General features: G+C 55.3%; 21 protein-coding genes. 13 read left to right on the top strand and 8 right to left on the bottom strand.

Annotated features, from left to right (window positions below):
* Positions 1-67 precede the first annotated feature (67 nt).
* From ABJL60_RS19540 to ABJL60_RS19530, 3 genes are all read left to right on the top strand, one after another.
* Positions 68-415, top strand: coding sequence for a hypothetical protein (locus ABJL60_RS19540; RefSeq protein ID WP_348288131.1), 348 nt, complete (start codon positions 68-70; stop codon positions 413-415).
* A gap of 340 nt (positions 416-755) precedes the next feature.
* Complete coding sequence (locus tag ABJL60_RS19535) at positions 756-959, top strand: hypothetical protein (RefSeq protein WP_348288129.1); 204 nt, start codon at positions 756-758, stop codon at positions 957-959.
* A 366-nt stretch (positions 960-1,325) separates the two neighbouring features.
* Entirely contained in the window at positions 1,326-3,371 is a 2,046-nt protein-coding gene (locus tag ABJL60_RS19530) for an acetyl/propionyl/methylcrotonyl-CoA carboxylase subunit alpha (protein ID WP_348288127.1), read from the top strand.
* Positions 3,372-3,403: 32 nt separating this feature from the next.
* On the opposite strand, the gene ABJL60_RS19525 is transcribed toward ABJL60_RS19530, so the two are convergent.
* Entirely contained in the window at positions 3,404-3,862 is a 459-nt protein-coding gene (locus ABJL60_RS19525; RefSeq protein WP_348374055.1) for a DUF4174 domain-containing protein, read from the bottom strand.
* 162 nt (positions 3,863-4,024) lie between these two features.
* Between ABJL60_RS19525 and ABJL60_RS19520 the strand changes: the two genes are divergently transcribed.
* Together ABJL60_RS19520 and scpA are read left to right on the top strand one after the other, a co-directional pair.
* Positions 4,025-4,969 (top strand): hypothetical protein, encoded by a 945-nt coding sequence (locus ABJL60_RS19520; protein WP_348374054.1) that lies wholly within the window; start codon positions 4,025-4,027, stop codon positions 4,967-4,969.
* Positions 4,932-7,061, top strand: a complete 2,130-nt coding sequence (gene scpA, locus ABJL60_RS19515; RefSeq protein WP_348288121.1) for a methylmalonyl-CoA mutase — start codon at positions 4,932-4,934, stop codon at positions 7,059-7,061. The genes ABJL60_RS19520 and scpA overlap by 38 nt, the downstream gene beginning before the upstream one ends.
* Positions 7,062-7,139: 78 nt before the next feature.
* Here the strand turns inward: scpA and ABJL60_RS19510 are convergent, their stop codons facing one another.
* Both ABJL60_RS19510 and ABJL60_RS19505 read right to left on the bottom strand, forming a co-directional pair.
* Positions 7,140-7,748 (bottom strand): tail fiber protein, encoded by a 609-nt coding sequence (locus ABJL60_RS19510; protein ID WP_348288119.1) that lies wholly within the window; start codon positions 7,746-7,748, stop codon positions 7,140-7,142.
* A 72-nt stretch (positions 7,749-7,820) separates the two neighbouring features.
* Positions 7,821-8,432 (bottom strand): tail fiber protein, encoded by a 612-nt coding sequence (locus ABJL60_RS19505; RefSeq protein ID WP_348288117.1) that lies wholly within the window; start codon positions 8,430-8,432, stop codon positions 7,821-7,823.
* A 299-nt stretch (positions 8,433-8,731) separates the two neighbouring features.
* Here ABJL60_RS19505 and ABJL60_RS19500 point away from each other — a divergent pair, with 299 nt between their 5' ends.
* From ABJL60_RS19500 to ABJL60_RS19485, 4 genes are read left to right on the top strand one after another with little or no spacing between them, the layout of a single operon-like run.
* Positions 8,732-9,340 carry a VOC family protein gene (locus tag ABJL60_RS19500; RefSeq protein WP_348374053.1) on the top strand — a complete coding sequence of 203 codons (609 nt, stop codon included), beginning with the start codon at positions 8,732-8,734 and terminating at the stop codon, positions 9,338-9,340.
* On the top strand, positions 9,337-9,810 hold the full coding sequence (locus tag ABJL60_RS19495) for an N-acetyltransferase family protein (RefSeq protein WP_348374052.1): 474 nt from the start codon (positions 9,337-9,339) through the stop codon (positions 9,808-9,810). Before ABJL60_RS19500 ends, ABJL60_RS19495 begins: the two co-directional genes overlap by 4 nt.
* Positions 9,811-9,851: 41 nt before the next feature.
* Positions 9,852-10,532 (top strand): molecular chaperone DjiA, encoded by a 681-nt coding sequence (locus tag ABJL60_RS19490; RefSeq protein ID WP_348288111.1) that lies wholly within the window; start codon positions 9,852-9,854, stop codon positions 10,530-10,532.
* Positions 10,533-11,558: an endonuclease/exonuclease/phosphatase family protein gene (locus tag ABJL60_RS19485; protein WP_348374051.1), complete on the top strand. Its 1,026-nt coding sequence runs from the start codon at positions 10,533-10,535 to the stop codon at positions 11,556-11,558.
* Here the strand turns inward: ABJL60_RS19485 and ABJL60_RS19480 are convergent.
* The 5 genes from ABJL60_RS19480 to ABJL60_RS19460 all read right to left on the bottom strand — a co-directional run bounded on the left by ABJL60_RS19480 (position 11,555) and on the right by ABJL60_RS19460 (position 17,973).
* Positions 11,555-13,099 carry a Ppx/GppA family phosphatase gene (locus ABJL60_RS19480; protein WP_348374050.1) on the bottom strand — a complete coding sequence of 515 codons (1,545 nt, stop codon included), beginning with the start codon at positions 13,097-13,099 and terminating at the stop codon, positions 11,555-11,557. The genes ABJL60_RS19485 and ABJL60_RS19480 overlap by 4 nt on opposite strands.
* Before the next feature lie 57 nt (positions 13,100-13,156).
* On the bottom strand, positions 13,157-15,328 hold the full coding sequence (locus tag ABJL60_RS19475) for an RNA degradosome polyphosphate kinase (RefSeq protein WP_348288105.1): 2,172 nt from the start codon (positions 15,326-15,328) through the stop codon (positions 13,157-13,159).
* Positions 15,329-15,380: 52 nt separating this feature from the next.
* Positions 15,381-16,052 (bottom strand): chromosomal replication initiator DnaA, encoded by a 672-nt coding sequence (locus ABJL60_RS19470; protein ID WP_348374049.1) that lies wholly within the window; start codon positions 16,050-16,052, stop codon positions 15,381-15,383.
* 1 nt (position 16,053) lies between these two features.
* Complete coding sequence (locus ABJL60_RS19465) at positions 16,054-17,163, bottom strand: AI-2E family transporter (protein WP_348318589.1); 1,110 nt, start codon at positions 17,161-17,163, stop codon at positions 16,054-16,056.
* Between the two features lie 294 nt (positions 17,164-17,457).
* The gene (locus ABJL60_RS19460; RefSeq protein WP_348374048.1) at positions 17,458-17,973 is read right to left on the bottom strand and encodes a fasciclin domain-containing protein; all 516 of its coding nucleotides are present in this window, start codon (positions 17,971-17,973) and stop codon (positions 17,458-17,460) included.
* Between the two features lie 253 nt (positions 17,974-18,226).
* Between ABJL60_RS19460 and proS the strand changes: the two genes are divergently transcribed.
* The 4 genes from proS to ABJL60_RS19440 are packed head-to-tail and all read left to right on the top strand — an operon-like array spanning position 18,227 to position 22,088.
* A complete protein-coding gene (proS, locus tag ABJL60_RS19455) occupies positions 18,227-19,564 on the top strand; it encodes a proline--tRNA ligase (RefSeq protein ID WP_108829080.1) in 1,338 nt (445 codons plus the stop codon).
* A gap of 11 nt (positions 19,565-19,575) precedes the next feature.
* Complete coding sequence (locus tag ABJL60_RS19450) at positions 19,576-20,076, top strand: DUF2937 family protein (protein ID WP_348374047.1); 501 nt, start codon at positions 19,576-19,578, stop codon at positions 20,074-20,076.
* A 52-nt stretch (positions 20,077-20,128) separates the two neighbouring features.
* Entirely contained in the window at positions 20,129-21,415 is a 1,287-nt protein-coding gene (locus ABJL60_RS19445) for an ABC transporter permease (protein WP_348374046.1), read from the top strand.
* A complete protein-coding gene (locus ABJL60_RS19440; RefSeq protein ID WP_348374045.1) occupies positions 21,408-22,088 on the top strand; it encodes an ABC transporter ATP-binding protein in 681 nt (226 codons plus the stop codon). Before ABJL60_RS19445 ends, ABJL60_RS19440 begins: the two co-directional genes overlap by 8 nt.
* Positions 22,089-22,168: the final 80 nt, after the last annotated feature.

Below are 22,168 nucleotides of genomic sequence, written 5' to 3'. Positions count from 1 at the left end.
GGCAGGCGTTCGCGGCTGCCCTGACCCTGACATTCATGCCAACCCTCTTTGATGCGGAGGTGGCATTATGATGAAGCATCGCGGCTTTCCCGGCCGACTAACGGGGACAGATTTCCAATTCATCATTCGTCGTGCAAACCCCAAAGGGGTGACAGCAATCACACGCCGCGAACGCAAACGTGACCGCAAGCCGGCGGACCGCCGCGCTGACGCGGGATTCATGAAGGCATTGTGGGAACATTTTGGACCACACCCCTTTGAACGGGGCAATCTGGATGCCGGGCGGTTGTCTTGGTTATTTGGTCGCGAAATCCTGCCAGCCACCGATCCCTTCGATCCGGAAGACTACGAAGCTTTGCTGGTGATCGACGAAAGCGCAGCACAAGCGGCCTTTCCCGAAGCGTTCGAGGGCTGATCGGCATGATGTTGCGCATGTATTCTCAAAAACGGCGGAGCTTGGCCGACTTCCCGCATCGCGAGAATAGCGGCTTGGCAGATGCAAAATCTACGCGCAATATGGCCCTATCGGCACGCGTTCCCCAAACAAACGTGCGTGTCGTGTACCATTTCCGTACCCCTTCCCCTAATGGGCGGCACGATGCGTTCTGCACCGTGTCGCCTGTTTTTTTACGTTCTGAATCAATTATTTGGCGGAATGCTGCCCAATGGCGCCCTGTGCATTGGAACCATGTTGCGTCCAACATAGTTTGTGATTTGAAGGTCGTTATAGACCGTACAGAAAAAGGATCACGGCAATGGCAGTACAAAAATGGATTATCGCGGGCGCAACAGCCTTGGCGCTTGGCGCGTGTGGCGACACGATCGGTGAGCAAGCGCTTGCGGGTGGTGCAATCGGCGCCGGCGCAGCGGCCGTCACAAGTGGGAGCCTGGCGACAGGTGCCGTCGTCGGGGCTGCAGGTAACATCGTGTATTGCGAACTCAATCCCGGCAAATGCTAATCGTTATTGGCGCTGCAAAGAGAGTGATGCGAAAAAATCACTCTCTTTAGCGTCAGGTGCTTTTGCCACATTTCAGGCAGATTCTCGTGTATACTGGGTTCAATGGGCAAAATTAAAAGCCCCTGAGCGAGGCAGATATTATGAAACGAGTAACCAGCATTTTTGCGGTTGCAGCACTATTGTGTGCAGCCGGTTGTACCCAGCCCCAAGACGCATCCAGCCGCGGGGACATATCCCTGTTGGGGCCGCTAACAAGCAACTAAAGCCGCGCGGCCTTGTGCCGTGCCAATATAACACTGCAAGACCCGCCCTGCCGATGCAGGGCGGTCGCTTGCGTTCATCCTTTCACATCAAAAGGGACAGCACATGTTCAACAAGATCCTGATCGCCAACCGTGGCGAAATTGCCTGCCGCGTCATCAAGACAGCCCGAAAAATGGGTATTTCCACGGTTGCCATTTATTCCGACGCCGACCGGCAGGCCCTGCATGTGCAAATGGCGGACGAAGCCATCCACATCGGCCCGCCGCCTGCCAACCAGTCCTACATTGTCATCGACAAGGTCATGGAAGCAATCAAGGCATCGGGTGCGCAGGCTGTGCATCCGGGCTATGGTTTCTTGTCCGAAAACTCGAAATTCGCCGAAGCGCTGGACGCCGCTGGCGTGGCGTTTGTTGGCCCGCCCGTTGGCGCAATTGAAAAGATGGGCGACAAGATCACATCCAAAAAGATCGCTCAGGATGCGGGCGTATCCACTGTTCCGGGTTACATGGGGCTGATTGAGGACGCAGAAGACGCGGTTAAAATTTCCAACCAGGTTGGTTATCCGGTCATGATCAAAGCGTCGGCCGGCGGCGGTGGCAAAGGCATGCGCATCGCGTGGAATGACGAAGAGGCCCGCGAAGGCTTTCAATCCTCCAAAAACGAAGCAGCCAACAGCTTTGGCGATGATCGGATTTTCATTGAGAAGTTTGTCACACAGCCCCGCCACATCGAAATTCAGGTGCTGTGTGACAGCCACGGTAACGGCATCTACTTGGGTGAACGCGAATGTTCGATCCAGCGCCGCAACCAGAAAGTGGTTGAAGAAGCGCCTTCGCCGTTCCTGGATGAAGCGACCCGCAAAGCCATGGGCGAACAGGCCGTCGCTTTGGCGCAGGCTGTGGATTACGCCAGCGCAGGTACGGTTGAATTCATCGTGGACGGCGACAAGAACTTCTATTTCCTCGAGATGAACACGCGTTTGCAGGTTGAACACCCTGTCACCGAATTGATCACTGGTGTCGATTTGGTCGAACAGATGATCCGCGTCGCCAATGGTGAGGCGCTGACCATCACGCAAGACGATGTGACGCTGACGGGCTGGGCCATCGAAAACCGCCTGTATGCAGAAGACCCTTATCGCGGGTTCTTGCCGTCCATCGGACGTCTGACACGCTACCGCCCCCCGATGGAGCAAGCGGCAGGGCCGCTTCTGGACAACGACAAATGGCAAGGCGATGCACCCTCGGCCACGGTTGCTGTGCGCAATGATACCGGCGTCTATGAAGGCGGCGAGATCAGCATGTATTACGATCCGATGATCGCCAAACTTTGCACATGGGCGCCAACCCGCGATCAGGCGATCGAAGCGATGCGTGTGGCGCTTGACAGCTTCGAGGTTGAAGGCATCGGTCACAACTTGCCGTTTTTGTCGGCTGTGATGGATCACCAGATTTTCATCGACGGCACAATGACAACAGCCTTCATCGAAGAACAATACCCTGATGGTTTCGAAGGCGTCACTTTGTCCGACACCGACGTCCGCCGGATCGGGGCCGCCACAGCCGCCATGCACCGCGTTGCAGAAATTCGCCGCGCCCGTGTGTCGGGGCGCATGGACAACCACGAACGCAAAGTCGGTTCTGACTGGAATGTTGCGGTGCAAGGGCAGTCTTTTGACGTGGCGATCAACGCGGACCATGACGGGTCAACCATCACCTTCGAAGATGGCACTGCGATGCGTGTGTCGGGGGCATGGACGCCTGGCGACCAAATCGCAGAAATGACGGTGGATGGCACTGCATTGGTGTTGAAAGTCGGCAAGGTAAGCGGCGGGTTCCGTATTCGTGCGCGTGGTGCCGATCTTAAAGTTCACATTCGCACGCCGCGTCAGGCAGAGCTGGCACGCAAAATGCCCGAAAAATTGCCTCCGGACACATCCAAGATGTTGCTGTGCCCGATGCCTGGTCTGGTTGTGAAGCTGGATGTTGTCGAAGGTGACGAAGTGCAAGAAGGCCAGGCGCTGTGCACGATCGAAGCCATGAAGATGGAAAACATTCTACGCGCCGAAAAGAAGGGCGTGGTTACAAAGATCAACGCAGGGGCGGGCGACAGCCTGTCGGTTGATGATGTGATCATGGAGTTCGAATAACCCATGAATAGGCCGCAACCCATAAAGGCGGTTCACCCGTCTGTGGCTGCGGCCTCTTTTTGCTCGCGGACTTCGCGCTTGCGCATTGGCATTTTGTCGATGCTGCGGGTGATTTCACGAACGTCCCACGGGAATGGCTTGCGCAGCTTGATGCCGCCATCTTTCCCGATAATCGCAAGCATGAAGCCGCGTGGGCGCAATTTCAGTCTAAGGTCGGACCTGGCCGCAGGATCTGTGTCCAGCAACACAACCACATCGCGGTCTGCCAAATCGGCTTCGCCTTCACGCAACAACTCGAGCTGTTCGATAAAGCGCGGGTCTGCTTCGTTGTCCGCAAAGACCACGACGGGCCGCTTTTTCCAGACAAATTGTGACAAGTCTTTTGTTTCTACGCTGTCGAACACGTCCGAATTTTGCGTGTCCTGGGTATCTTCCGCAAAGAGCGGAAATGCGAATAAGCCTGTTAAAACAAGGGGAAGTAGTGGTTTCATATGCGCTCCTGTTGAGCCTAAGATAGGCCGTTTTTCCAAGAATGCGATGGGGTTGGGTAGATATTTTGACGTTAAATCGATCTCAATGGATGTGTGGGCATGAACGGGGCAATTCCCGGTAAATGGCCGTACGGGGCGGCGCAGCAACGAGCAGGCCGCACAATGGACGTAACCCTTCACCTTGGTGTTCACCGCACAGGCAGCACCACTTTCCAAAGTTACTTACGGCGCAACGCGCAGAGCTTTCGGGACAAAGGTGTCGGCTTCTGGGGGCCACGGCGCACCCGCAAGGGACTGTTTGCCGGTGTTTTGCCTGTGCCGGGCGTCGCATCTGGTCGTGATTTGCAACGGCGGGCCAAAGGGCGCGTCCAATTGCAACTTGAACGCTCTGCGAAAAGTGGCATCCAGACCTTGATGGTCAGTGATGAAAATCTGATTGGCTCTGTGCGCGACAACTTACGCCAACATATGCTTTACCCGGCCATCGGGGACCGCATGGCGCGGTTTGCGCATGCATTTGACGGGCGCATTAAGGAAATCGTCCTGAATGTGCGGTCACATGATCTCTATTGGGCCTCTGCCGCGTCTTACGGTGTGTGCCGTGGCCATGCGTTGCCCACGGGACGTGCGCTACAAGCCATTGCCGATAGTACGCGGACATGGCGGGATGTTATTGCGGACTTGTCTTGTGCTGTGCCGGATGCGGCCATTTGGGTGCTGCCGTTTGAAGAATTTGCTGGGCGTCCGGATGCAATGTTTCGTGCAGGCACTGGCATTGCTGCACCACGCGATACGGCGCATGAGTGGTTGAACCGTGCCCCAACAATCGCCAATTTACGCGACACGTTGCTTGAACGCGGCATTGTCCCCAATTTTTCGCAGAACGACACCGAACGCTGGCACCCGTTCGATGATGATCAACGCGCAGCGCTGCGCGAAGCTTACGCTGACGATTTGCATTGGCTTATGGCCGGAGCAGACGGAACAGCAACCCTGACAGAGGATCCGGGCCGGAAAAGAGCGGGACCAATCCCGTCTGCCGGCTCACAGACAAGAGGACACGACAGACATGACCAACAAGAAAGAAACTTGGCGCGATCTGGCTGAAGGCGAATTACGTGGGCGGCCATTGGACGACCTGACGTGGAAAACGCTTGAAGGCATTGAAGTGCAGCCGATCTATACGGAAGACGACCTTAAGGACGTGGCCCATCTGGGCACCATCCCGGGGCAAGCGCCGTTCACGCGCGGTGTCAAAGCAACCATGTATGCCGGTCGCCCATGGACGATCCGCCAATATGCCGGGTTTTCAACAGCTGAAGAATCCAACGCCTTTTACCGTCGCGGCTTGGCGGCAGGGCAACAAGGTGTATCTGTGGCCTTCGATCTTGCAACGCACCGTGGGTATGACAGCGACCATGAACGGGTCGTTGGCGATGTCGGCAAAGCGGGCGTTGCGATTGACAGCGTCGAGGATATGAAAATCCTGTTCGACGGTATCCCGCTTGATAAAGTGTCGGTGTCCATGACCATGAATGGGGCCGTGATCCCGATTCTTGCGTCCTTCATCGTCGCTGGAGAAGAACAGGGGCATGACAAATCGGTTCTGGCGGGAACCATTCAGAACGACATTCTGAAAGAATTCATGGTCCGCAACACCTATATCTATCCACCTGAGCCTTCGATGCGGATTATCGGTGATATTATCGAATACACATCCGATCACATGCCCAAGTTCAATTCGATCTCGATTTCGGGTTACCACATGCAAGAGGCCGGCGCGAACCTTGTACAGGAATTGGCCTTTACCTTGGCGGATGGCCGCGAATATGTGCGCACTGCGATTGCGGCAGGCATGGATGTGGACCGTTTTGCGCCACGGCTTAGCTTTTTCTTCGCCATCGGCATGAACTTTTTCATGGAAGCGGCAAAGCTGCGTGCGGCGCGTCTGCTGTGGCACCGCATCATGTCTGAATTCGCGCCCAAGAATGAAAAATCGTCCATGCTGCGCACACATTGCCAGACATCGGGTGTGTCTTTGCAAGAACAAGACCCCTACAACAATGTGGTTCGCACGGCCTATGAAGCCATGGCTGCGGCACTTGGGGGCACGCAATCGTTGCACACCAACGCGTTGGACGAAGCCATCGCTTTGCCGACGGATTTTTCGGCACGTATCGCCCGAAACACCCAGTTGATCTTGCAAGAGGAAACGGGTGTGACCAACGTGGTCGACCCGCTTGCCGGCTCTTACTACGTTGAAAAACTGACACATGATCTGGCCGAAGACGCATGGAAGCTGATCCAAGAGGTCGAAGACCTGGGCGGCATGACCAAAGCTGTGGCATCAGGCATGCCAAAACTGCGCATCGAAGAAGCCGCGGCCACACGTCAGGCCAACATCGACCGTGGGGCGGAGGTTATTGTTGGTGTGAACAAATACCGACTGGATAAAGAAGACCCGATCGACATTCTCGACATCGACAATGCGGCTGTGCGCGACAGCCAGATTGCACGACTGAACACCATCCGCCAAACGCGCGATGACGCCGCTTGCACAGCTGCACTGGCTGAATTGACCCGCCGCTCCGAAGAGGGAGGGAATTTGTTGGAAGGCGCTGTTGAGGCTGCGCGCGCACGTGCCACTGTAGGAGAAATCAGCATGGCGATGGAAAAAGTGTTCGGACGCCACCGTGCAGAAGTGAAGACTTTGGCAGGTGTCTATGGTGCCGCTTATGAAGGGGATGAAGGTTTTGCTGCGATCCAGAAATCTGTAGAAGATTTTGCCGAAGTCGAAGGACGTCGCCCCCGTATGTTGGTTGTTAAAATGGGACAGGATGGCCACGACCGTGGTGCAAAAGTGATCGCGACTGCCTTTGCGGACATTGGGTTTGATGTGGACGTTGGTCCGTTGTTCCAAACACCTGCTGAAGCAGCACAAGATGCGGTGGACAACGATGTCCATGTGATTGGCATCAGTTCACAAGCGGCAGGTCACAAGACGTTGGCGCCACAACTGGTGCAGGCCCTCAAAGACGCAGGTGCGGACGATATTATCGTCATTTGTGGCGGCGTCATTCCGCAGCAAGACTACCAGTACCTGTACGACAATGGAGTCAAAGCAATCTTTGGACCTGGTACAAACATCCCGAAAGCCGCTTCGGAAATTCTGGACATTATTCGCGACATGCGCACCTAGATTGCGCTTTAGCCGACGGTTAGATCAAAAAAAGGAGCCCCCGATTGGGGCTCCTTTCACGTTAAATGCCTACGACAATTAGGAGCGGGAAGGGAAAATCCCCTGCAACGCAACACACCAGTTGATGGCAAGATAGGGGTTCGAAACATTGAATGCCTGATTTGAGCCTGTGTTTTGAACCATGCGAGGATCCATTGTCGAATCCGGGGGGCCATCGTGATAGATTTTTGCGCCATCACTTGATTTGGCCAACAAATCGGTCACTGGACCGCCTTTGTCACCGGTCTTATTGACGGACAGGATGTTGTGGTTGTGTGACGGCAGGTTGGTTGCATTCAGCACAACAGTTTCTGATCCGCCGCGTTGCCCGATGTTGCGCGTTGATAGGCCTGGACCAGTGCCGTAGTGCATCGGGATACGTCCCCGTAGGTCCGGCAATGCAAAAGTCGTCCGCCCGTCGCCACCGTAAATGGTGCCATATAGAGAAAACAGTGCAGTGTTGCTGGAAATCGCCAGCAGTTGGCCGTTTGCAGCAGCGGTTGTGCGCTGACAGAAGTTGAACCCGACCGGCACCAGTTGGCCAATGTAAAAATCCTGTGCGGAAGCAGATTGCGGCGCAGCCATCATGCCAAGTGACACCAGCGCTGCGGCTTTAGCACCTGCAAAATATTTGGTTAGTTTTTTCATCTTAAAGTCGTCCTTTGTCATCTAAACGTTTTGCCAAAAAGCAAAGCTGAATAGTCCTAAATTCAAATGTGATCAGCTGCGTGACGGGTAGATACCCGAGTTCACAATGCACCAATTGATCGCCAAAAACGGGTTTTCGATCCCGAATTGCAAGTTCGAACCAGTCATAGAAACCATACGCGAATCCATCGCTGAATCCGGTGGCCCGTCGTGATACTCTCGTGCTGAACTGGACGATTTTGCCAACAAATCCGTGACTGGACCAGCTTTGTCACCATCCTTGTTCACAGATGCGATGATGTGGTTGTGGGATGGCATGTTTGCGATGGTCAATTGCTGAGTTTGGGAACCTTGTTTCTGACCGATTGGACGGTTCGACAGCGCCGGACCCTGTCCGTTGTGTAGCGGAATGCGCCCGCGAAGATCAGGCAACGCGAAGGTTGTGCGCCCATCCCCGCCATAGATTGTTCCCAGCAAAGAAAACAACGCGTTGTTGCTTGAGATAGGCAGCAGTTGGCCGTTCAGTGGCAATGATGACCGAGGGCAGAAATTGAACCCGACCGGAAAGATTTCACCTAAATAAACAGGCTGAGCAGAAACGCCTTGCGGCGCTCCGCCGACGCCCAAGGTAAGCATGACCGCAGTCAAGACGCCACCTAAGCGTTTGGTTTTATAATGCTTCATTCGTATTCCCCTGCAGTTTTACGGGGGCGGCGCCAAAATAATCCGGGCACGTGCCCCATAAAAGAATGATAATTTTAAAAACAGAACTCAGTATGGGGCAAAGTTCGCACTGCAAAAGTCCCTGTGTCAACACTGATCCATTGCTGGATGCAACCTAAGGAGGAAAAATCAGAAAATTTCGGAAGTTTTGAAAAAAGACGAAAGGGAGGGTGCGGGGCCTTGCTTCGTTCTTTTAACATCCTCAACCCATAGGCTATGCTTTTGTAAAATCGTGATGCACATATTCAGGGGGAAGACGATTGCAATTGGATCATTTGGCCGTATCTGGGGCGACCCTGCATGAGGCACGCACCCATGTTGAAGACGCGCTCGGCGTAAATATGCAGCCCGGCGGAGAACATGATGTGTTCCACACCCATAACGCTTTGATGGGTCTTGAAGACGGGCTGTATCTGGAAGCGATTGCGATCAATCCGGATGCCCCTCAGCCGGACCGCCCCCGATGGTTTGCATTGGACGACTTTGAAGGGGCTGCGCGTTTGACCAACTGGATTTGTCGTACGGATGATCTGAAGGCAGATATGCACAACTTGCCTGCGTCTATGGGGACGCCTGTGGCGTTGCAAAGGGGCGACCTGCGGTGGCGTATGGTTGTGCCAAAAACCGGCCATCTGCCGTTCGACAACCTTTGTGCCGCTTTGATCAAATGGGACACACCGCTTCATCCGGCGACCGCCATGGTTCAAACAGGGTGTCGCCTACGTCGGTTGACGTTAACCCATCCGGACGCGGATGCGTTGAAAGCGACTTTGGACAAGGTCATGAGGGATGACCGGATCGCGATTGAAACAGGTGCAGTGGCCATGCAGGCGGAATTTTCAACGCCTCACGGACCACGTAACCTATGATCCGGCCCGCGACGCCATCTGACGTTGACGATATTTGTGCGCTTTGGAACGACGTTATTACGTCCACAACAATCACCTTCACCACGCAAAACAAAACACCTCAGGATGTTCTCCAGACGCTTGACGGCCCGTGGCCCACGCTGATTGCGACCCGAAATGGTGTGTTTTCGGGCTTTGCAAGCCTGTCCCCGTTTCGCGCGGGTCCAGGGTATCGTCATGTCGCAGAACACACAGTGTACCTGCGCGACGACGCACAAGGCGCTGGCCAAGGGAAAGCGTTGATGATGGCGGTGCAAAAGAGCGCAAAAGGCATTGGTCTTCGTGCCTTGATCGGTGCGGTCAGCGGCAGCAACCCCGCGGCAGTTGCGTTTCATGAAAAACTTGGCTTCTCCAAGGTCGGTGTTTTGCCTGAAATCGGTGAAAAGTGGGGGACGCGCCTGGATCTTATTTTGATGCAGAAAAATCTGTGAAACGGCCTGACATGCCGCGCCGCAACAGGTAGGTTGGTTGCATGTCTATCTGGTCCCGCATCACTGAAGCCATTTCGGCGCTGACGTCCGGCGAAGGTTTGTCTGCGGTTTTCGAAAAATTGCGCAGTCCGCCAGAACGGTCTGTGGCGTTTGCCATTGCGGTGATTGCTTTGGGCGCAAAAATGGCAAAAGCGGATGGGCATGTGACCCGTGATGAGGTGACAGCCTTTCGTGAAGTGTTCCAGATCGCGGCGCAAGACGAAGCAGGGGCTGCAAGGGTGTTTAATCTGGCGCGGCAAGATGTTGCCGGTTTCGAAGATTATGCGACGCGCATTCACGCGATGTTTGCTGACGAAGAAAAGACGCTGACGGATCTGATGGAGGGCTTGTTCCACATCGCTATGGCTGATGGTTTTTATCATCCCAATGAAAATGCGTTTCTGGAACGCGTCGCCGACATTTTCAATCTAAGCAACCAGCAATTTCGGGCATTGCGGATGCGTTTTGTGCCCGCGTCGCGCTCTGACCCTTATTCGGTGCTGGGGGTTGATCCCGCGCAAAGCCTTGAGGACATTCGCCGGGTCTGGCGCCAGCTTGTCCGTGAAAACCACCCCGATGCCATGATGGCGCGGGGCATTCCTGCGGAAGCCGTGCAACTGGCGGAAAAACGTATGCGCGACATCAATCGGGCCTGGGATGAAATCCAAAAAGAGGCGGCCTGAATGCGGATCGCGACCTACAATGTCGAATGGATGAACACGCTTTTTGACGATGATGGGACATTGATGCGCGATACCGCCTGGTCCGCGCGGCACAACATCACCAGAGCCCGTCAGGCAGATGCACTAGGCACTGTTTTCAAAGCCATGGACGCGGATGCCGTGATGATAATCGAAGCCCCTGACAGCGGGCGCAAGCGGTCGTCAACCACGGCTTTGGAAAGCTTTGCCAAAGCCTTTGGGTTGCGAACAAACAAGGCCGTGACCGGATTTACCAACGACACGCAGCAAGAAATTACACTGTTATTTGATCCGGACAAGATGCAGGCCCGCCATGATCCGATCGGGGCAGAAACAGGGTTCAGCGGCAGTAAAACTGCCCCGCGTTTTGACGAAGTGTTTCGTATCGATCTGGATGTGGACCGCACAGAGGATCTGGTGAAGTTTTCCAAACCGCCACTGGAATTGGCCATGCGCACAACGCAGGGGTTCGAATTTCGTATTATTGGGGCGCATTTGAAATCGAAAGCACCGCATGGTGCCAAAAACCATGATGAGGCGATGCGCTTTTCTATTGCAAACCGGCGCAAACAACTGGCGCAGGCAATCTGGTTGCGTCAACGGGTTTCGGACCATCTGAACGTGGGGGTCCCGTTGATGGTCATGGGGGACTTGAACGACGGCCCCGGACTGGATGAATTTGAACATTTGTTCGGGCGGTCTTCCGTCGAAATCGTTCTGGGACGTGCCGACGAAATTCTCTTGTTTGACCCACATGCACGCATGGCCTTATCGCGCAAACTGGGGGCTGCCCCGACGACTTCGCGGTTTTGGATCAGGCATGAAAAGCGTTTTTTGCAGGCCTTGTTGGACTACATCATGATATCGCCCGATTTGCGTGATCATGCGCCTGTCTGGCGGATATGGCACCCTTTGGATGATCCCGATTGCTGGGCACAACCCGAACTGCGTGATGCATTGGTGGATGCGTCGGACCACTTTCCGGTAACTTTGGATATTGAAGTTTAGTCTTTGACGACCTTCACCTGAACCTCTGCCGACAAAGACCGCGCAAGGGACTGTAGCCGCGATTCCGCGACTTCGCCAAACAATGGGACAGCAGCTTTGCTCAGGCGCAATTCAAGCAGCTTTTTCTTCGGATACCACCGAAACGCAGCACGGTCGGCGTCTTTGTCCATCCAAAGCATGGCACCAAAGCGCATGGCCTTGCCTAGAATTTCCGCTTCAAGCCGGGTCTTTTCGTCTACCAATTCGTACAGGTCTTCGAACCGGGTTCCCTCACGGGAATTGGAATAGCGATGTAACAAAGCCAATCCCAAGTAAATGCGTTCAGAATGTTTAAGCCCGCCCAAATTCGCACGGGTGGCGTTGTCGAAGCAGACTTCGGCGCGGTAATCAGGATGGGCACGCCAACTGACATCGTGCAACAGACAGGCCGCACGTACCAACCGTTTGCGCGGCGCAGAATAGCCTTTGAATATGGGCATTATGAAGTCATGCAGCACTTTGCCAAAGCCGGGCAGACGGGCGTCTTTGGCTTCTGCGAAACGTGACGCTTCGATCAGCGGATCACGGTCCCGCAACTGCTGCGGCATCTGTTCATAAAGCATCCCTTCGCGGATGCCGTAGCTGCTGATTGCGATGTCTTTTGGTTTGAAGGTTTTGACCAAACGCTTCAGGACTTCTGCGGCCAAAGGCACCAAGGACATACGCGCCGCCGATATACCACATGCCGCGCGCAGGTCTTCGATGTCGGCCTTTGCAATGTATTTCGCGGTTTCACGTACGGTTTTGGGTGTCATGCGATATTCATGCAGAACATGCAGGGGGTACCCGCGCCGGTGCATGTCAACACGGGCGATAGCACGCCAAGAGCCACCGACCAGAAACAGACGATCACGTTGTGCGCCCATCCGGCTGTGCAAATCTGCCATGACGGCGTTGATGTGGGCGGACCGCCCCTTTTTGCCGCCTTTGATGTCGCGCAGCTTCAATGGCCCCAAATTGGATGTGACGCGTCGCCCGACACGGCCATCGGAAATCTCGGCCAACTCCATCGAGGACCCGCCGATATCGCACACCAGCCCGTATGACCCCGGCCAGCCCAACAAAACGCCCTGAGCCGACAGACGTGCCTCTTCTTCACCGTCGATGACCCAGATGCGCAATCCCGTTTCACGCAAAACATCCGCGCAAAACTCTGGCCCATCCGCTGCATCGCGCACAGCGGCCGTGGCCACAACCATCAGTTCTTTCAGCCCCATGCCATCGGCCAAATGCTTGAAGCGCAGCAAAGCCGAAAGTGCGCGGACGCGTCCGGCCGGATTCAGATTGCCGCTTTCAGACAGGCCTGCACCCAAAGCGCACATGATTTTTTCGTTATAAAAATAGGCCGGTGACCGTGCGGCACCGTCAAACACGACCAACCGGACAGAGTTTGACCCCACATCCACAACGCCGACCCGCGCCAGTTTACGCGATCTCGGGTCATCAAACAGTGGACGGCCAAAGGGGTTGGCCTCTGTGTCGGCGCGGGTTTCAGTTTGCATGGGCCCCCCAAAGGCGCTGTGTCGTTATCAAGTTGTGTACCAAGCCTTGGCGCAGGGTCAATCTTCGGTGTGGGTCAATTTCGGCACATCGGAAGCGCCTGCCGACCCGCGCCCGGACAGAGACGGGTTTTCCATAAAGAAACGGTGGCAGTTGAACGCGAAGGTCCCTTCTGCAATATCGGGGCGATCAAAGCTGCCGTCGGGTTTCATCACCCAGCTTTGGGCGACATCAGCCAGGTTGGCGGCCATGACTTGGCCTACGATTTGGGCTTTGACAGTGGCATTTTCGATTTCGACCAGTGTTTCAACTCGCCGGTTCAGGTTGCGGCCCATCCAGTCGGCAGACGACATGAAAACGCGTGATTTTTTATGGGGCAGGCCTTTGCCATTGCCGAAGCAAACGATCCTGCTGTGTTCCAGAAACCGGCCAACGATCGATTTGACACGGATGTTTTCGCTAAGACCTTTTACGCCGGGCCGCAGGCCGCAAATGCCGCGGATGATCAGGCTGATTTTCACACCTGCTTTGCTGGCCGAATACAGTGCGTCAATGACTTCGGCATCGATCAGGCTGTTCATCTTTGCCCAGATGACGGCGGGGCGGCCAGCTTGGGCGTGTTCGGCTTCTGCAGCGATCATTTCCAACAGACGCGGTTTCAGCGTCATGGGTGAAATCGCAAGATTGCTCAGGCCTTCGGGTGGGGCGTAGCCAGACAGGTAATTGAACACTTTGGTGGCATCGCGCCCGAGTTTTGCATCGCAGGTGAAGAACGACAGATCGGTGTAAATGCGCGCCGTGATAGGGTGATAATTGCCGGTGCCGTAATGGGTGTAGGTGACCAGTTCCTTGCCTTCGCGGCGCACCACCGTGCTGATTTTTGCGTGTGTTTTCAAATCGATGAACCCGTAAACGACATGTGCACCCGCCCGTTCCAGCCGACGTGACTGGCGAATGTTGGCAGCTTCGTCAAAGCGGGCTTTCAATTCTACAAGGGCGGTGACGGATTTGCCGTCTTCGGCCGCTTCACACAAGGCTTCCACAATCGGCGACCGCTTTGAGGTACGGTACAAGGTCTGTTTGATCGCCACGACTTTGGGATCACGCGCGGCCTGTTGCAAGAACCGCACGACCATATCGAAGGTTTCATAGGGGTGGTGCAACAGCATGTCTTTCTGACGGATCGCTGTAAACATATCGCCGTCAAAGTCGGTGACGCGTTCCGGCACACGGGGGGTGAAGGTTGGCCAAAGCAAGTCGGGGCGGTCGTCCAGAACAAGTTCCGACAGATCATCGACGCCGATCATGCCGTCGATTTCGATGATCTCGTGTTCCTTGACGGCCAGTTCTTTCATGACGACGGATTTCAGCTTGTCGGGGGCGCCTGCAGACATGGTCATACGCACCACTTCCCCACGCCGCCGCCGCTTTAATGCCACTTCGAATTCTCGTACCAAATCTTCCGCTTCGTCTTCGACTTCAAGGTCGCTGTCGCGCAAAACGCGGAATTCAAAATGATCTTTCAGCACATATCCCGGAAACAACCCGCCGATATTCATCACGAGCAGTTCTTCCAGAGGCAAAAAGCGATGCCCGTCGCCCCCCGGAACCGCGATGAAACGGTCGATCTGGGCGGGAATAGGCAACAAGGCCTGCAAGCTGCGCTTGTCTTTGCTGCGCTCAAGTTGCAGCGCAAGCACGTAACCGGTGTTGGGAATAAAGGGGAAAGGGTGCGCGGGATCGATGGCCAAGGGCGACAAAACCGCAAACACCTCGGTCAGGAAGACCTGTTCTAGATGTGTGCGGTCCGCATCGGTCAAATCCGCCGCACGCAATATCTTGATTTTTTCGGCTTCCATCTCGGCACGCAATGCTGTCAGAACCCTTTGTTGCGTTTGCATCAGATTGCGCGCGTTGTCGTTGATCAGCACAAGCTGCTCGGCGGGTGTCAGGCCGTCCGCGGCGGGGGTCGTGTTGCCCGCTTGGGCCAGTTCGCGCAGACCTGCCACGCGCACGGTGTAAAATTCATCCAGATTGTCGGCGCTGATCGACAAAAAGCGCAGCCGCTCCAACAGTGGCACCCGTGGGTTTTCAGCCTCTTCCACAACGCGCCAGTTGAAACCCAACCAACTGAGTTCGCGATTGTAAAATCGACCGGGCCCGTCAAGGTCCAGGTCCGGCATTTCAACACCTGCGTCAAAAGGGGCCTTTAGGAAGTCTGCATGCGACATAGGGGCTTCCTATAATATGGATGTAAAGTTCAGGTGACAGTTATGCGATAGCCTACAGGATTTTGTCCAGTACAGTCGCGGCATAGCTGCGTGTCAGTTTGCGCTGCTCTGTCAGGCAGGCATGATCCAGAACGGCAACAATTTGGCGGGCGGCCTCAAATGAGCGATCCATCCGCAACACCAGATAGGGAATGACGTCGCTTGCCGGTTGCACCTGACGGTCGTGGAAAAGCTTCGCCATTACGGCAGCCAGCAAAGTATCGTCCGGGGCATCCAGCACCGCCACACCAGCGGCATCAATGCGGCTTTGCAAATCGGCAAGCCCCATGCACCATAGGTTTGGCGCACCTGTTCCGGTCATCAGCAGCGGCATCTGGGCCGCAAACATCATGTTGTGTAAGTGAAACGCGGCGGCTTGCGCGGTTGCGTTCTGCGCGATCTGATCGAGGTCTTCGAGGGCCACAGGCGTGTTTGCAAGGGCTGGCACCATGTCTTCGTTCAAGGCCGCGGCGTCGACGATCCGGGCGCCCACATCTTTGGCCCAAACATGCACCAGATGGGTTTTGCCCGCGCCTGACGGGCCGCACAATACCATTTTGTGCAAAGACCATGCTGGCGTTCTGTCAATCATGGACACGGCCACAGCGTTGCTGGGCGATATCAAGAAGTCGTCCCGCCCCAGCGCGGTGCGAGGGGGCAAATCAAAGTTCAATTGTTCTGCCATGTCAGTCCTGATCTTGTCCCGTCAGGCCCTGATACAGGCGACTGCTTTGATATTGGTTGACTGCAAAGCGGATCACAACCCCGATGGACGCGGCCAAAGGCACCGCAACCAACATGCCTACAAACCCGAACAGCGTTCCAAAAACGGACAGCGCCAGCAACAGCCATACCGGGTGTAATCCGACGCTGTTGCCGACCAGTTTCGGGGTCAGGAAATTGCCTTCAAAGATTTGGCCCGTCACAAAGATGGCAGCCACAATGCCGATGCGAATCCAGTCGGTGCTATATGTTGTGACATCTCCATTGGTCACTTCGATGCCGTTCCAGTACTGGAACAACGCAAGCCCGATGGCCAACGCGCCACCGATCAGCGACCCCAGATAGGGGATGAAAGTGATCAGGCCCGCAACAAAGCCAACGACGAGGCCGAATTGCAATCCCACCAGCATCAAGGCCATCGCGTAATATGTGCCCAAGATCAGACACACAGTGCCCATGCCGCGAATAAAAGACGCCAGCGTCTTGTCTATGTCACTGGCCAATTGCCGGATAACAGGCGCATGGTCACGCGGCAGCAATGCATCAATACGCGCCACCATATTGTCCCAATCCAGCAACAAATACACCGACACAACCGGCACAATCACAAACAGCATCACCACATTCAGCAATGACGCGGCAGAACTGAGCGCCGTGTTTAAAAGCTGCCCGCCTTTGCTTTGGATGGTGCTGCCGATGCTGGCAATGGATTGGCTTAGCGTTGAGGTCTCGTCCAGCAACGCAGGGAAGCGTTCTGTCAGGAAGGCGCCGAAATTTTTTGCATAATCCGGTGCGCTGGCAATCAACGCGGTGGTTTGGTTCACCAGCGTGGGCACCACCAAAAGTGCCATAAGCACAAAGATCATCAGACCCGAGACTGTGATAATCGCAGTGGCCAACATGCGACTGGCCCCCATGCGTTCCAACCTGTCCGCTACGGGATCCAGAAAATATGCAACAGCGCCACCAAGAATAAAGGGCAATAGCACGTCCCCAAGCGCCCACAGCAGAACGAAAAAAACCACGGCCACAAGGCCCCAATATTTTAGCTGATCTCGGACGGGTAGGCCCATGCGTTTCTCCTTCGGGATAGGCATCACATCGCAAACGGCAGCCGGGATTTCAAGGTGTTTGCCCGTTTTGCTTGGCCGTTTCCGGTCGGGGGCGATGCTTTACATAAGTGGTTAACCTTGACCGCAATGTCCAAATCACCTCGGGTTTTGCCGATGATCGGCAGATATTTTGTCAGTGGACGTCATTTAGCTTCTAGCCACGAAAAAGCCCCGGCAGTTCGCACCCCGGGGCTATGGCCGCGCATGTCTTGAACCAGGGTTCCGACGACATGCGCGACAAAAAGTACTTTTCCTTTAGTGGCAGGCAGGGCGCGTGCCCGGCAGCAATACTTTGTCGATCACGTGGATGACGCCGTTGTCCGCCTTGATGTTTGCGATAATCACATTGGCGGTTTCGCCGGTGCCATCTGCGATGGACACACCTGCGGAGCTTTTCGTGATGCACAAGCGTTCGGATGCCAGCACCGGTTTGAAATAGTTTGAACCCGCTGGGATCGCTTCGGCTGGCAGGTTGCGGTCGTCGACATGGTACAGCAGGACGTTTGTCAGATCGCCTTTGTTTTCAGGCTTCAACAATGTGTCGACGGTGCCAGCAGGTAATGCTGCAAACGCGTCATTGACAGGCGCATAGACTGTGAAAGGGCCGGGGCCTTGCAACGTTTCCACAAGCCCAGCAGCGGATACAGCCGCCACCAAAGTCGAGAAACGTTCGTCGCCTGCGGCAATGTCCACGATTGTGTTGGCAGAAGCGGCAGTTCCCAGCGTCAGGGCGGCGACAGCGGCAGCGGTCAGGGTGCGCAAAGATTTCATAGGTGTGGTCCTTTCACATAAATGTGTGTGCAAAATGCACACGCTTGATATGAACAAGATACGCGCCCTGTCTTTGATTGGATCACGAAGGGGGCAATGTTTTTGAAAAATTGTGCAAACCAAAGCAAAAACCTGTCCGAAAGCCGCTTTGAACTAGGCGTCAAGGCGCATAGCATGTGTGACGATTGTAAGATTGCGGGTGCGCTCGCTTTGGCATACTCACAGCTAAACATTGTCATCAGGAGCCGCCCCCATGCGTATGAGCCGCTATTTTCTGCCCGTCCTCAAAGAAAACCCCGCTGAGGCGCAGATTGTCAGCCACCGCTTGATGCTGCGTGCGGGCATGATCAAACAGTCTTCGGCCGGTATCTATTCATGGTTGCCTTTGGGCTTCAAAGTTTTGCGCAAAATCGAAAACATCGTGCATGAAGAACAAGCGCGTGCAGGGCATCACGCCATGCAAATGCCTACAATCCAGTCAGCTGATCTATGGCGTGAAAGCGGGCGCTATGATGCCTACGGTGAGGAAATGCTGCGCATCAAAGACCGCCATGGCCGCGATATGCTGTTCACACCCACGGCCGAAGAAATGATCACGGATATTTTTCGTGCACATGTCGGCAGCTACAAAGATTTGCCGCTGACCATGTACCAAATCCAATGGAAATTCCGCGATGAAGTCCGTCCGCGCTTTGGCGTGATGCGGGGCCGTGAATTTTACATGAAAGACGGCTACAACTTTGACCTGACCAAAGAAGACGCGCTGCACGCCTACAACCGTCACCTTGTCAGCTACCTGCGCACTTATGAACGCATGGGGCTGCAAGCGATCCCGATGCGCGCCGATTCAGGGCCTATTGGCGGTGACAACACACACGAATTCCTTGTGCTGGCGGACACCGGTGAATCCGAGGTCTTCTATGACAGCGCCGTCACCGATTTGACGTTTGGCGATCGTGACATCGACTATGATGATCACGCCCAATGTGCCGCAGTGATGGAAGAATTCACCACCAAATACGCCCGCACCGACGAAACCCACGATGAAGCGCTGTTTCACGAAGTTCCAGAAGAACGCCGCAAAACGGCTCGTGGCATCGAAGTGGGGCAGATTTTCTACTTCGGCACCAAGTATTCCGAAGCGATGAAAGCGACCGTGCAAGGCCCTGATGGTAAGCCGACGCCTGTGCACATGGGCAGTCACGGTATCGGCGTTTCGCGGTTGCTGGGCGCCATCATCGAAGCCAGCCATGACGACAAAGGTATCATCTGGCCCGAAGGCGTCACGCCCTACCACTGCGGTATTGTGAACCTGAAACAAGGGGACGAAGAAGCCGATGCGGCCTGTGATGCGTTGTACAAATCCATCACAGCACTTGGCCTAGAGCCGCTTTATGATGACCGCAAGGAACGTGCGGGCGGGAAATTTGCCACGATGGACCTGATCGGTCTGCCGTGGCGTATCACCGTTGGCCCTCGTGGTTTGAAAAACGGTGTGGTTGAACTGACCTCGCGGCGCACGGGCGAAAGTGTCGAGATGGCACCAGAGGCCGCAGTGCAAAAAATTGCGGAAATTTACGCGCAACACTGAGGTGAAAGCCAATGATCTTGCGTGCGTTGACTTTGGCCGGTGGTTTGGCTGCCGGTGCCGCCACATCGCAGTTTCCGGAGTTTTCGCAGCAATATGCGCAACGGCTGGGTGGTGCCGTGGATGCGTTGTCACAGGTTGTGGCGGATTTTGATGCATCTGCGGCGCAAGAAGGTCTGACCCGCAGCGCCGCATTGGATCAGATGAATGGCACAGCCTTTGTGGAACGGCGCAGAAAAGACATGGAGCGGACCTTTGAGCGCCACGCCAAGCTCAGCGCTGATCTGGATGCTTTGCAGGGGCAAGGCCCCTTTACGCGCGCCTATCATGCCGCACGGATGACCGACGGGGATGTTGCGGGTGCGGCGTGGGACAATTTTCAACCCGCGCTGCCGTTGAACTTTGCTGGTGCCGTGTTTGCAGGTGTGGGTTTTTTGGCAGGAATGATCGGGCTTGGCGCAGTGTTGGCTGTTCTTCGCTGGCCCTTGCGGTTCATGCGCCGTACGCACGCTTGACCCCACGCAGCACAAAGTCCACTTTGCGCCTGAGCAGCAGCAGGAGCCGTAAATGGCCAGCACCCCAAAGCCCTTTGCCCCCTTTGAATGGATGATCGCGTGGCGTTATTTGCGCGCCCGCCGTGCCGAAGGCGGGGTCAGTGTCATGACGTGGATCAGCCTGATCGGGATCACATTGGCCGTTTTTGCGTTGATCGCGACCTTGGCGGTGCGCGCAGGGTTTCGCGCTGAATTTGTGGGCACAATCCTTGGGGCCAACGCGCATGTGACGATTTATAATGCGGGTGAGGTGACGCAAACCGGCCAAATAGACCGCAACATCGCCGACTACAACGACATGGCCGCGCGTATTGATGCCGTGGCCGGGGTCACGCGCGTGGCACCTTTGGTGCGCGGCCAAGTCATGGCAAGTCTGCGTCAGGACAACAGCGGACTGGACGTCTACGGCATCGCCGCGTCTGATCTTGCGTCTTTGCCAAAGGTTGTGAACCCCGAAACCGGGCGCGGTGATATCGCACGATTTGATCAGGGCATTGCTATCGGATCTGGTGTGGCGCGAGCGTTGAATGCGGATGTTGGCGATCGCATCAAGCTGATTTCGCCCAACGGCGTGCGCACAGCCTTTGGAACAAGTCCCCGCATCAACGCTTACGAAGTCGTCTACATCTTTAAGTCCGGCAGCTTCGACATCGATGGAAGCCGGGCCTATCTTCCGCTTGCCGATGCTCAGGAATTCTTCAACAAAGAAGGCGTCGCAACCGAACTGGAAGTGATGGTGCAAGCCCCCGAAGACATCGCGAGCCTGGTGCCTGCGATTGTGACCGCAGCGGGCGATCGCGCGCTGCCATGGACATGGCAGGAACGGGCAGGGGGCTTTATGCGTGCGATTTCCATGCAGGACAACGCGCTGTTCATTTTGCTGGCCATTCTGGTGCTGATTGCAACGATGAACATCATCAGTGGGTTGATTATGCTGGTGAAAAACAAAGGCCGCGATATTGGGGTTCTGCGCACCATGGGGCTGACGGAAGGGCAGGTATTGCGGATTTTCTTCATTGTTGGTGCATCTATTGGCACCATGGGCACGCTGTTCGGTCTGCTGTTGGGTGTGCTCTTTTCGGTTAACATTGAGGGCATTTACCAGCTTGTTGACTTGTTTATGGGACAGGCGCGCACGTCCTTGGAACAACAGGGATTTATCTTTCCCACTGCCAAGCTTGAATTGGGGGATGTGGTGGCAGCGGTTGCATTGTCATTGGGGCTCAGTTTCATCATCACGATTTTCCCCGCGCGAAAGGCGGCGCGCATGAACCCGGTAGAGGCGTTGCGCTATGAGTGATCCAGTGTTGCAGTTGCAAAAACTGGCCAAGACATACAACGCAGGTCTGCCCGGCGAAGTTCAGGTGTTGCGCGGCATCGATCTGACGGTGCAGGCAGGTGAAGTAGTGGCTTTGGTGGCACCATCAGGCGCAGGCAAATCGACACTTTTGCACATGGCGGGGCTTTTGGATCAGCCTGATACAGGGGCAGTCGTTTTCAATGGCACTGATGTCACACGGCTAAACGACCACAAACGTACGGTGATCCGGCGTGATGAGGTCGGGTTTATTTACCAGTTCCATCACCTTTTGCCCGAGTTTTCCGCAGTCGAGAACATCGTTTTGCCGCAACTCACCGCTGGCACATCGCGGAAAATGGCAGAAGGCAAAGCGCTTGATCTGCTGGATAAGGTTGGATTGAAAGGCCGCAGCTTGCACCGTCCGGCAGAGCTGTCGGGCGGCGAAGCACAACGTGTTGCGTTTTGCAGGGCTTTGGCCAACGGGCCGCGTTTGCTATTGGGGGATGAGCCAACAGGCAATCTGGATCCGGCCACCTCTGACCAGGTTTTTGGTGCTTTGATGGACCTTGTCCGTGGAACAGGCCTTGCTGCGGTGATTGCGACGCACAATCTTGAACTTGCAGCCCGTATGGATCGGGTGGTGCGGTTAGATGCAGGGCAGATTGTGTCGTAAAGATCTGATTTTGTTTAGAAGTTTTGAGGTGCGTTAGCATTGCCACATCGTAAGCGGAAACAGTTTGTTTCCCGCGTGGC

The sequence above is a fragment of the Ascidiaceihabitans sp. genome (assembly GCF_039986515.1).
Classification (GTDB): domain Bacteria; phylum Pseudomonadota; class Alphaproteobacteria; order Rhodobacterales; family Rhodobacteraceae; genus Ascidiaceihabitans.
Note: the sequence above shows the minus strand (reverse complement) of the source record. Positions and strands in the feature narration are given on the sequence as shown.